This window comes from Okeania sp., from assembly GCF_983059655.1.
This window is the reverse complement of record NZ_CEZPJD010000148.1, coordinates 1-12,921: the sequence shown is the minus strand read 5'-3', so window position 1 is coordinate 12,921 and position 12,921 is coordinate 1. Positions and strand designations below refer to the sequence as shown.

Sequence of the window (12,921 nt, the reverse complement as noted above, 5' to 3'; positions counted from 1 at the left end):
CAGCCAGTATAACCAAGTCATTTCAGTTATCAGTTATCAGTTATCAGTTATCAGTAACCTCTGCCTAAAGTCAGAGGCTTGAAATATTGAACTTGATTTCTTTTCATCCCCTTAAAAGGGGAGGCTTGAGACCTGATTTTTTGGTCAGAAGTTAGAAGTCAGAAGTCAGAAGTTATTTTTTTCGGTAATTATTTAGGATTCAATAACGTTAAAAGCGATTATTAGCCAGTAATACAGCGTTTCCCGTTGTTATGAGGTACAAAATTTTAGGTTTGAGGGAACAGGGAACAGGGAACAGGGAACAGGGAACAGGGAACAGAAAAGAATAAAAACAACTGTACCTCATAGCTTCGGAAACTGCTGTATCATGTCCGGTAGCATCGGTATTGTATAGCAAAGGTAGGCAACAGCTCCGGAAAGCAACAGACAGAAATACTTAAGAACAAGAAAAAAAACTTAAATTTTCTGTAGAGATTCACCCTTGGGTTTACACAAACGTGCCCCAGCGGACATGATATGATTGTGTATTATTCTTAATGTTTACTACTCCCTCACTTCCTGTACGGACATTGCATGCAACGTCCCTACTATCCGTGTATCCGTGCCATAATCCGTGTGAGCTACTCCCAACTATTGAATAATATCATGTCCGGATAATTAACGATCAAAAAAGTTTTTGTTTGTAGTAGGGCTTTAGCCCTTGAGATATCTATATTATTGCTCAAGCAATACTACGAGCTGTAATTATAACTATTCAACCGGACATGATATAAGTATTCAAGCAGATTTGATATTATCAAAATGATTGGGTATAAAACCCACCTTTTTAAGCGAAATATTTTTGGAGGCTTGCTCAATCAAATCCCCGTTACAAAAATAACTTCTGACTTCTGACCTCTAACTTCTGACTTCATTAAATGATGGCTCCCAATGCCAGCAGAGTCTCTTTTTGACCCTCCGTCAAACCTGTCGCACCTGTAATATTCATTCCTTCATAGAGGCGTTTTGCTTTCAACGTCTTAATACAGCTACCTGTTTGAGTATTCCACAGTTTAATAGTCTCATCTTCGCTACCACTTGCAACCATCGATCCATCACCATTAAAAGCAACAGAACGAATAGTATTTTCATGTCCCGTTAAAGTGTGCCAGAGGTGGCCACTAGAAACATCCCAGAGTTTAATTGTACAATCATCCCCACCAGTTCCTATCAGATTACTATTAGGACTAAATTCCATCGCTCTAATTTGCTTGGTATATTCTGCCAAAGTATGCAGACATTCTCCTGTGCTGACATTCCATAGTTTAACAGTGAGGTCATCACTAGCACTAGCAATAATTTTACCATTAGAACTCCAGGCAACTTGACGCAACTTATCTTGATGTTCTCCAATATCTGTAAGCTCTCCCGTTTCAATATTCCATGTTTGTAATAATTTACCATCACTGGCGATCGCTAAATTCTGGTTATCTGGACTGACAGCAATTGACCACAACCATTCTGGATAATCTTTGAAAGTTTGCAGACAGGTATTTGTATTCATATCCCATAACTTGATACCGCCGTCACTGCCTACACTAATCAGTTTTCTTCCCTCATCATAAAAAGCTACTAACCATATCCAGTCTCTATCTCTTTCAGGGAGAATAGAACATTTCCCAGTACCAATATCCCATAACCTAATCTGACCATCATTTCCAGCACTAGCAATTTTTGTTCCTTGAGGATGGAAAGCAACAGACTGGATGCGCTTTATATGTCTGTCCAAGATTTTACAATTACCAGTCTCAATATCCCATAGTCTAACCACACTATCGTCACCACCACTCACCAAAGTTTTAGCATCAGGAGAAAAAGCAACTGACCAGACTCTTTGAGTATAACCATTGATAGTCTTCAAAGATTCACCTTTAGGGATATCCCACAACCTGACATTTTGATCGTCGCTCCCGCTAATTAGACTTTTACCATCACTACTAAAGGTTATAGATCGAACTCGTCGATTTTTTTCTGGTAAAGTCAGCAATAATTTACCAGTTTCGATGTTCCATAACTTCACAGTTTGATCAGCACTACCACTAGCTAGAGTTTGATTGTCAGGACTAAAAACAACTGACCAGACTCGTTTATTATGTCCTGAAAAAGTTTTCATACATTCACCAGTATGGATATCTAGCAACCTGACAAGATTATCGTCGCTACCAGTAGCTAGAGTTTCTCCATCAGGGCTAAAAGCGATCGCTCGAACAGGATGATTGAGTTGTTGCCAAGTAGTAAGACATTCACCATTCTGAACATCCCACAATTTTACAATTTGCTCCATTACACTACCACTAGCAACTTTTGTTCCTTGAGGATGGAAAGCAACTCCTCGTACCCAGAAACCATGTTCCTGTAAAACGTGAAGACATTGATGAGAGTTAATATCCCACAATCTTACAGTACAGTCATCACTACCGCTAACTAAGATATTACCGTCTGGACTCAAAGCGATAGACCAAACGTGACCAGTGTGTCCTTCTAATGTAGCGAGACATTCACCTGTATCAATATTCCACAATTTGATAGTGCAGTCATTACTGCTACTAATTAAAATTGGTTTTTGAGGATGAAAAACAAGGGACCTTACCCAATTAGTATGACCTAAACAATTAGTGATAAATTGACCGTCCGCTACTCGCCAAATATAAATATTTTTATCCGCATCTCCGCTTGCCCAAAGTTTGCCATCATCACTAAATGCTACACAAAGAATACTGCCTAAAGGTTCGGAAAAAATTGATTTAGATAAATTAGAATTGGTAAAATCAACCTGATGTAATTCAACTCCTTGAAGATATGCTTGGCAAATAGTTAAATAAGAAAAATCATAGTTGGTTAAATCGGTATTTATCTGAGACAATATGTTGAGAATATTCCCTCCTAAATATCCAGGAGCTTGAGGAGAATTTTGTTGGCAATTGGAGATGATTTGTTGGAGTTGATTTTCAAGATTTATTTTGCCTGCTAATTCTTGAAGTAATCTTTCTAGTAGTGGTTGAATAATCAGGCGAACTTGAGTTTCTCTAATATAATCTTTGGATGTTGCTTTGCAGAGACAGTAGTTATTAAAAAGTTGTATTTGACCAGTCTTAATTTCTTGGCAAATTTCATCTATTAATCGAGCAATAATATATTCTCTGGTTACAGGTAGAATTGTATATCCTAATTGGGTAGTTTTGATAAGCGATCGCCGTTTTAAAGAAATAAAAGATTGGAGTAATTCTTGTTTGGTTTCCCACGAAATAATATCTTCTGTTAGTTCTGTATCTGCAGCTGGTTCATAATTAATTGCCAGCCAATACATAATTTCCTGTTCTGAGCTACATAAACGATTAAACTGACGTTCATATAAATCGTTAATTTCATCAAATTTTAGTTGTCCTAATTTTAAATAATTTTCTACAAATTTAGATAAATTTCCCCCTAATCCTTCTTGAATACCTGCTGCTACAACTTCCAAAGCAGAAGGATTACCTGCATAATGTTCAATAACTAATTTCCATTCATCTTCTGAGCCTTTAAATTTTCCATATTCTGTAAATATTTTTTGACTATTTTCTAAATTTAATCCTTCTAGTTCTAAAATTTTTACAGTTTTAGTTTTTTTAACAATTAAATCAATTGCTTGTGGTTTTTCTCGGCTGGTAATTAACAAACAACTTTGATGAGATGATTCAGCTATTCGTTTAAATAAATTACCATAGTTTTGATAACCTTCCCGATATTTACCTGTTTGATTGCCACTTTGAAGAATTGATTCTGCATTATCTAGTATTAGCAAACAACGAGAGGATGCAAAATAATTAATTAGCCTATTTATTTTTTCATCTAAACTTTCTGGTAGTGCAGTTTCTTCCTGATTAGAAAATAATTTGATTGAATCTTCCAAAATATTTTCTATTGTTGGAGATGCTTCAAGACTTCGCCAAATTATATAGTCAAAATTATTCTGAATTTCTTTTCTTAATTGAATTGATAAACTTGTTTTCCCAATACCTCCTCGACCAAGGAGCAAAATCAAGTTACATTTGCCCTGCAAAATCCATTTTTTTAATCTATCTACTTCTTGAGTACGTCCGTAGAAGTAAGGAACATTAGGAGAATTTTTTAAATCCAAAGATACCGACAAAGTAGTTGAATCCAATTGAATATTATCAACTATTTCTTCCCAATTTAATCCCAAAGATTTGCAGAATGCTTGAAAATATTTAGGCTTTACACCCGTATTATTTCGGAATCGTTTCCAGGTGCCAATTGAAACAGTATCTGGCACTTCTTTCTTCCCACTTTTAACCATAGGCAGAAACTTACTAGCTTCATCCAACCAATTTGGATTATCTAAGGCCCATCCCTTTTCTTTTTGGGTTTGCTTGATAGTTTCCTTAATTTTGTCCAGTCCTTCAGATGAGGCTTTCAGAGTTTTCATACAACACCTTATTCCCTGATTGTCAAGAACATTTTCAGATCATTATACTCGAAATCTAACCGATCTAATTTTGTGCTGGAATATTCTGAGAGATCATAGAAAAATTAAAAACATAGCAGGCAACACACAAAAAGCAGCTGGCAAAAGTGAGAGTTGTTATTTTGTTTATATTGCTTACACTTCTATCATTAAAAGGTGGAAAATTGGGTGATTGAAAGAACAAAAAGCTATAACAAAGTCTTGCTTAAACCAGATGAATTGACAGTTTTATTTTGTGACAAGACGGGAGTTGGTAAGAGCAGCACTCTCAATTCTCTATTTGAACTAAACTGGGCTACCGATCATGCTGTTGCTTGTACTAAAGAACCCCAGTTTACTTATCTAGAGTCATCTTACTACAAAGGTTTTTCCTATAAGCAAGTACGAGTTGTAGAGATGTAGATCGAAGGTTCGTGCGAGGAGGGGCAATTCAAGCTTCAAAGTCTTGGCTTGTATGGATTTTAACCCTCTTACATTTTTTATTGTCTGAAATAACTTTCAGGCAATAATAGAACGGAATCATAAGGGTTTTACAGTTTTTTTTCGACTCACTGCACTATACAACGCCAACCTTCTATTCATGACTATTTGCAGTTAATGTGAACATAAAATTATGTTTGCGAGCTGTTGGCAAATAACCTGACCTGAAGGGTGCTTTCGAGTGCAGTTAATGTGAGCTGTTTGCGGAGCATTCCGTAGGAAAAATTCCCTTGTTTGTGAGTCGAAGCATTTTTGTTTGCAAGCCGTTATATGTAGCCTTCTGAAGTGCGATCTACTAACAACTATAACAATCTCTACATGATGATTTGAATTGTCTTCCCAAAAGAAATTATTAGAAGCAAAAAAACTTAAGTCAGTTTTTCTGACTTAGCAATAGTTGTGAACATTTTATTTAAGGAGCGTAGTCAATGATTAAGCTTACTCTAGCTATTTTTTTACTGATTTCAGATGTCATAAATTCGTCAATTCATCACATTAATACTTTAATTTTGCCCTCTCAGCTTTGTCCTATTATTCCTTTAATTACTGAAAACGACTTACGGGGTGACAATAATGAAGATGATGATGATGATGATGATGATGACGATCCTATCATTCAACCTAAAGAGATTAAATCAAATCAAGTTATAGTACAATAAGATCGAGTAGGAAAGAACCTAAAAATTAGGTTCTTTACTCATTATAATTCCCCCCCTATTTATTAAGCAGCTTGATCTTGAAAAGGGTTTATTCTTCTAAGTTTATCTCTATATTCGTCTATATTTATGGTATTTGATGCTGAATTTTTTTCCGATTTATTAGTATTAATTTGTTTTAATAAATCAGATAATAAATCATAAATAAATTTATTTGATTTATTTGATTCTCTCAATTCCTCAAGATATTTTTTGGCTTCATCAAAGTCGTTTTGTGCGAACAAGGAAGCAGCAATTCTAATATTTTTAGACAAAGTATCCTTGATATCATTATACTTAACCTGCTCAATAATTTGTATGATAATCTCAATTCCTAGAGAATAATTTCCCCCTAAAATTTCTAGTCTGGCTAAATTGTTACTGCCAGCATGACCTGCTCTATTATTTCTAGTTGCAGCTTGTTGATAGTGTTGTTTGGCTAACTGCATTTCTTCAATATCTTCATAAATTGATGCTAGATTATAGTGTGGTGCTGACCTATCTGATTGAAATTTGATTGCTAGCCGCAAATAAAATTTAGCGGTTTCTAAATCTTTCTTTATGTACGTTTCATATCCTAAAATATTAAGTGTTTTTGCAATTTGTTTATACAAAGAAGAGCTTGATGTTTCGTCAAATTTATCAATTTTTATTTGAGCTTTTATTTGTTTTAATAAACCTTCTTTTGCTAATTCAAGATCTAAATATTGAAAACCTTCAATTGTTATAGCTTTATATATAATGTTTCTTAATTTATTAGTTACATATCTTCTCAGAATAGGTATTAAGGTAAATTCTACTTTTTCGGAGTTGGTTTGTTTTTCAATTAATGAACGTCTTAAGAGTGATTCAATAATACTTAATATGTCTGAGTTTTCTCCATGAAACATTAATTTGCTTTTTATCTCGTTAAGTGCAAGAGGTTTGTCATTTATAACTAACCAATACATAATTTTTGTTTCCCCTTCTGACAAACGTTGAAATTGTTCTTTGAGTGTTTTTTCCAAAATATCTCCTAGAAATAATTCATCACTTCTTAAATATTCAACTAAATCTCCATTAAATAATTCTTGGATTGTGGTTGTTATTATTTTTAAGGCTGCGGGATTTCCACTGTATAACTGAATTAATTTGGTTAAATCTTCTTCTGAACCAGTTAACTTTTTGGCTGATGTAACAATTTTTTTAGCGTCTACTTCTAGACTTCCTATTTGTAGGCTTCTTACGGGTAATGCTAATCCTTCTAATGAGGTAATTTCTATGGGTTTTTCTCGACTATTTAGTAACAAGCAACTCTGATGAGATGATTCTCCTATTGTTTGAAATAAATATCTATAATTTTCATATTCTTTATAGTAATGACCTGCTAATTTTTGACTTTCCATGATTGTTTGTACGTCATCTATGATTAACAGGCAGCAAACTGACTGTAAGTGTTTCATCAATTGCAAGATTTGGTGGCCTGTGTTGTCTGGTAATTCCGTTTCTTGTTGCTGAGATAGGATTGAAATTAGCTCTGTCAAAAATTCGGATAAGGTTGGGGTGTAATGTAGCGATCGCCAAATAACATAATCAAATTTGTGCTGAAGTTGTCTTGCTAGTTTAACTGCCAAACAACTTTTGCCAATTCCTGCCATTCCTAGTAGTGCTATTAGTCGGCATTCATCTCCCACTATCCATTGCTTGAGAGTTTGTAGTTCTTTTTTACGTCCGTAAAATACCTCTGCTGCTGGTGCTGAGTCAAGATAGATATATTTTCCTTGAGTCAAGCTAGAAATACTATTGGGTGAATTTGAGGATTGTTGGTAGAGAGAAAGTATAAGTTGCTGGAGTTTGGAAAACTTAACAGGACCTTTTCCTTCAATTTCAAATTTTTGATATAGCTGGCTAAAACGTTGGCGTATAGAGTTTGGGTGAACACCAAGCTTTTGGGCGATCGCTCCTATATCACAACCTTCTGCTGCTAGTGTTAGTGCTTCTTGTTCAGCTCTTGAAATACTATATTCACTGGCTATGACCTGTATAAATTTCTGAACTCCTTTGTTATCAAGTTGCATGGCTTTTTGCTTATGCTTAATAAGATATATAGATTATATAATACTATAAATTTGTTTCAAATTTCAAAAAAACTTATTCATATAAGTTATGTGGCATTGTAAATGGTGGCCTAATAACTAATAATTCAGTAAGTTTACAGATGATAGAAAGCCTGAAATTTCTATGTGAACAATATATTTTGTTTATAACCCCTCTTTTTGACAGCACTCTTGACAAATCTAACTCTAGTTAGCTAAGATCTGTTAAATATAACTCATATAAGCATAATGTGATTTAATGGCACATTAAACTTTGAAAGTAATCAAACTTATCCAGTTAATTCTGCAAGGAGATACTTTATGTCTTTTGATTTCAATTCTTTTTTTGGTTCCGATCCTTTCTTTAACTCCATTTTTGATTCCGATCCTTTTTTTAACTCGATTCCCAATTCTACTTCTGGTTCTAGCTCTAGCTTTAGCTCAAGTAATGTTAACAATCTTGTTAACAATACATCTATTAACAACAATTTAAACAATTCATATGTTAATAATATTGTTAATAACAATTCATCAACAACAACTTCTACTTCTAGCTCTAGCTCCAGCTCAAGTAATGTTAACTCTAATGTTAACAATATATCTATTAGCAACAATTCAAACAATTCATCTGTTAACAACAATGTATCTGTTAACAACAATTCATCAACAACAACGACTATTAATGGGTCTTCTACAACTTCTACTTCTAACGTTAGTATTGGTGGTTCTGGATCGTCAAACATTTTTGAAGGTACTAATGGTAAAGATACAATAGACGGTAATAGTAGTAACAATATTATCAATGGACTTGGTGGCAATGACATCTTAAATGGACTAGAAGGTAACGATATTATCGATGGAGGTGACGGTAAGGATAAATTATTTGGTGGTCTGGGAAATGATGTTCTCACTGGTGGTGCTGGAAATGACAGGTTAGATAGTGGTCCGGGAAATGACATATTGAATGGTGGTGCAGGCAAAGACAGGTTAGATAGCGGTGAAGGAAATGACATATTGAATGGTGGTGCTGGAAATGACAGGTTAGATAGTGGTGAAGGAAATGACGTACTCACTGGTGGTTCTAGTAAAGATAAATTATTTGGTGGTGCAGGAGATGACGTTCTGATCGGAGTGAATGCTAGCGTGAGTGTAAATACAAATAATGGTGTATCAAGTGTTATCATAACTACTAGCGACGATGCTGGACGAGGAGAAAAAGACCGACTCACTGGAGGCGCAGGACTTGATGAGTTTATTCTTGGTGACAACAATAATGTCTACTATGACGATGGTAACTCTTCAAATTCTGGCAAAAAAGACTATGCTATCATCCTAGATTTTAATCCTAGTGAAGATAAAATTCAACTGAATGGAACGGCAAGTGATTATGTCTTAAAGGTATCAGGTTCTAATACTCGAATTTTCCTCGACGATGATGGAGTTTCTGGTCTGAGTTCCCAAGATGAACTAATTGGGGTCGTCAGAGGTAATACGAGTTTGAATTTGAACAGTAGTTCTTTTGAATATGTCTAATATCAATTGTACAAATTAGTGCGTAGGGGCAAACGGCAGTTTGCCCTGACAATTCATTGATCCAGAAATGGATGTACAATATTACTTTAAGGAAAAAAATTTAACCTGTTTTGAATAAATAGTTTCTGAGATTCTTCACTTAACATTTTATTCCCTATTTATCAAGCACAAAATTAGATCGTGATGCACAGATTCAAAATGATCTATTTTTGTACTGGAATATCTTGGAAGCTCATGCCAGACTGAAACTAATCAAATTCATTCAACTACTTCTGAGATTGGAATTAACTTATTAATCTAGGTTAATTTTCAGTATCAAAGAAATCTGAATCACTAAAAATTAAGGAGAAACTTAATATGTTTTGGGATTTTGCAACTACGGTGACCACTCCTTTTAATAACACTTTTTCAACAAGTATTTTTCCACCTTTTGGAAATACGGTAGTAAATACTCCTTTTAATGGTACTTTTTCAACGGGTATTTCTTCAGGTTTTGGAAGTACGGTTACCAATAGTATTTCCAACTCCAATACTAACAATAATTCATTAGCAACGAGTATCTTTTCTACAGTCAATACTGCCAACGGTAATTTATCAACTACAACGATTATTGATGAATCTTATTCCGATATTAATCTTGATATTCCAAGTCAAGATATCCTAACAGAATTTATAGTCAACGAACCACCTGTTATAGATAGTGATTTTGACCCAATAACTGGTGAAATTGTAGTTCCCGATCTAACTCAAGATGAACCTTTAATACCAGATAATTCTAATCAAGAAGCACCCATTCACTCATTCTATATCAATGGTATTAATAACACCTTAGAAGACTACCGAAATACCATCCCATTAGTCAATAATTTACTAACATCAACTGATATTAATTCTCAGGTTGAGGAAGAAACATATAATTTGTCAGGTGCACCAAAACCTATTAACTTCGACCTTGCCCAATCTATTATTCAAGCTGTTACTTCAGGAAATGATTTTGAAGGTACGCAATTCACTAACAGTGTTGTGGAAAGAATTCAAAACATTGACCAAGAAAACAGTTTGGAAGATAAATTTTTAATTGTTGCTCACTCCCAAGGCAACTTCTTTGCTGAAGATATTTTTAATCAATTACCTGAAAATATTCAACAAAGAACAAGAATATTAGCTTTTTCTCCCTTTACAGATTTCCAGGGAATTAGTTCCGATAAATATGACTACTTATTACGAGAAGATGATTTTCCTAGTCGCCTAAAAAACCTACCGGTAATAGCTGTTCCTGAAGACCAACATAATCTTCCTAGCTGGCCAGGAAACTTTCTACAATCTTTCTTTCCAGGAGATAGAGACTCACACAAAATCGAAAATTATCTAGATATAAATCAATATCCCCAGGGAAGTCAAGAGGATTTATTAGTAGAAGAATCATTTGAACAAGCAAAGGTAAAAATTCAGGAATTACTTGATTTTGACTCTGGTACATATCAAGATGAACAGATAATTGAACGAGGATTTGAAGATTCATCTTCAGACTCATTTTTTGGATTCCCAATTGAAGAGAATAATGATGTTTTCTCTGGTATAAGTAACTTCATATCAGAAGGAAGCAGCTTTCTTTTTGGCTGGTAAATTATTAGAAATATCTAGCAAATAAATCAGGAAAGAGTTTGTCAAGTGTAGGTTTGGTTAAGCGGTAGCGCAACCCAACAACAATATATTGATGTAAGATTTAATTCCTAAGATTGATGTTGGGTTTCCCAAGCTCAACCCAACCTACAAAACTTGTAAATTATTAGAAATATCCAGCAAATAAATCAGGAAAGAGTTTGTCAAGTGTAGGTTTGGTTAAGCGGTAGCGCAACCCAACAACAATATATTGATGTGGAATTTAATTCCTGAGATTGATGCTGGGTTGCTCCTACGCATAAATTGCACTAACATTCCTCATATTGATGTGAGATTTAATTCCTAAGATTGATGTTAGGTTTCCCAAGCTCAACCCAACCTACAAAACTTTCTTTTTAACTTCGACATTGCTCAGTCTATTATTCAAGCTGTTACTTCAGGAAATTATACTGAGTTCAATTTTTCTCCTGTTAATACTTATTCTCCTTCTCCCACAAGTGCTAAAACTTGTTGATAAATATCAGAGCTTACCCAAAAACCATTATTATAGCAGTTTTCATTAACATAGAGTACAGAGATTTTGGTTTAAGAAGTTGTCTGAAAAGTCTCATTTGCTACATCACGCGCCCCCGCGCATCCCCCAATTTTGGGGGACTTTTACCAGCTAATGGATTCTTGTTCCCCCCAGAATTGGCTTGCTCGGGGGGCAAAATTCAGTTATCATTTTCCTCTGATTCTTGTAAATTATAGAAATCTTCCATCAATTCTTCCATACCGTAATGTAAAGGAATTTGACGATTTGCAAGTAACTTTTGAAATGCTAACTGATTCAAACAAGCAAAACGAGCAGCTTGTGCAAGGGTAAAACGTTCCTGTTGAAATAACATAACTGCTATTTCTATTTGCAATTGCCCTTCCGACATCTCAATTTTTTCTAATATTTCGTTTGATATAACAACACTCATCGGATATAATTTTTGATATTTTTCTTAGTGGCGTTGCTGATTCTGGGTATGATTTTGCCCCCCTAGCACCCCAAAATTGGGGGGATAAAACTCTAAAAGTCCCCCAAAATTGGGGGATTTAGGGGGCTTTACCAGAACAAAACAATCGCGCATTATTATTAATTGTTGAACTCTACTTCCTCTTTTCTAAAATTCATCAAATTCTTCACACAAATCTTGCAACTGCTGATGCTGTAATCTTCTCGAAGAACGCCGATACTTTTTACTAGCTAACTTCGGTTCCAACTTTTGTTCCCCACCTGACTTCATTTTTGCCTTCCAGTTTGACTCAACATCAGGTTTTTGTTGCAAAGCTTCTTGATGCGCGATCGCCTCTTCTAAAAACATCAAATAATATTCATACCTATCCCAATGACCCCTGACTACACAATTAGGTTCATCCCGATGCAAACAGTCACTAAATTGACAACTTCCTTCTTCTAAATACCGTCGCACTTCTGGAAACAAATACCCCAACTCCAAAGGTTCGCACTCTAACTGTGGTTGATTAAAACCAGGCGTATCTGCCAATAAACCACCAGTCGGTAGCTCAAATAATTCAACATGACGAGTAGTATGTCTTCCTCGCGACAACTTTCCTGATACTGCAGCGACTCTTAAATTAACATGAGGAATCAAATAATTAATTAAACTTGACTTCCCTACTCCAGAAGGACCAGAAATTACCGTAATTTTATTTTTCAGTTTTTCCCACAGAGAAAACGAACTATCTTTTGCTATCCCCAAACCTACATCTGTTTCCACACTAATAAAAAATGGATCGTAACCCCACTGAGAAATTTTATTGCGCCATTCCTCTATTTGCTCTGGTGTGACTAGATCGCATTTATTCAAACATAAACATACATCTAAACCTGTTGACTCTGCCTTGACTAAAAATCTGGTCAAAGCAACAGGGTCTAAATCTGGTTCTGCCATAGCAAACACTAACATTACCTGATTTGCATTAGCTACAGGAGGACGATCTAATTCTGTTGTTCTTG

The 12,921-nt window shown here is 34.9% G+C and carries 8 protein-coding genes; 4 read left to right on the top strand and 4 right to left on the bottom strand.

The annotated features are described in order from the left end of the window. Nucleotides 1–913 precede the first annotated feature (913 nt). Nucleotides 914–4,468: a WD40 domain-containing protein gene (locus tag AC3DU7_RS10860; RefSeq protein ID WP_488039366.1), complete on the bottom strand. Its 3,555-nt coding sequence runs from the start codon at nucleotides 4,466–4,468 to the stop codon at nucleotides 914–916. A 207-nt stretch (nucleotides 4,469–4,675) separates the two neighbouring features. Between AC3DU7_RS10860 and AC3DU7_RS10855 the strand changes: the two genes are divergently transcribed. Together AC3DU7_RS10855 and AC3DU7_RS10850 are read left to right on the top strand one after the other, a co-directional pair. Further along, entirely contained in the window at nucleotides 4,676–4,909 is a 234-nt protein-coding gene (locus tag AC3DU7_RS10855; protein WP_488039365.1) for a hypothetical protein, read from the top strand. Nucleotides 4,910–5,415: 506 nt separating this feature from the next. Continuing rightward, nucleotides 5,416–5,646, top strand: coding sequence for a hypothetical protein (locus tag AC3DU7_RS10850; protein ID WP_488039364.1), 231 nt, complete (start codon nucleotides 5,416–5,418; stop codon nucleotides 5,644–5,646). A gap of 62 nt (nucleotides 5,647–5,708) precedes the next feature. On the opposite strand, the gene AC3DU7_RS10845 is transcribed toward AC3DU7_RS10850, so the two are convergent. Then, nucleotides 5,709–7,739, bottom strand: a complete 2,031-nt coding sequence (locus tag AC3DU7_RS10845; RefSeq protein ID WP_488039363.1) for an NB-ARC domain-containing protein — start codon at nucleotides 7,737–7,739, stop codon at nucleotides 5,709–5,711. Between the two features lie 339 nt (nucleotides 7,740–8,078). On the opposite strand from AC3DU7_RS10845, the gene AC3DU7_RS10840 reads away from it, so the two are divergent. Both AC3DU7_RS10840 and AC3DU7_RS10835 read left to right on the top strand, forming a co-directional pair. Continuing rightward, nucleotides 8,079–9,290 (top strand): calcium-binding protein, encoded by a 1,212-nt coding sequence (locus AC3DU7_RS10840; protein ID WP_488039362.1) that lies wholly within the window; start codon nucleotides 8,079–8,081, stop codon nucleotides 9,288–9,290. 357 nt (nucleotides 9,291–9,647) lie between these two features. Further along, complete coding sequence (locus AC3DU7_RS10835; RefSeq protein WP_488039361.1) at nucleotides 9,648–10,916, top strand: hypothetical protein; 1,269 nt, start codon at nucleotides 9,648–9,650, stop codon at nucleotides 10,914–10,916. 710 nt (nucleotides 10,917–11,626) lie between these two features. On the opposite strand, the gene AC3DU7_RS10830 is transcribed toward AC3DU7_RS10835, so the two are convergent. Both AC3DU7_RS10830 and rsgA read right to left on the bottom strand, forming a co-directional pair. Then, nucleotides 11,627–11,878, bottom strand: coding sequence for a UPF0175 family protein (locus AC3DU7_RS10830; RefSeq protein ID WP_488039360.1), 252 nt, complete (start codon nucleotides 11,876–11,878; stop codon nucleotides 11,627–11,629). A 186-nt stretch (nucleotides 11,879–12,064) separates the two neighbouring features. Next, a partial coding sequence (gene rsgA / locus AC3DU7_RS10825; protein ID WP_488039359.1) for a ribosome small subunit-dependent GTPase A occupies nucleotides 12,065–12,921 on the bottom strand: 857 nt, incomplete at its 5' end.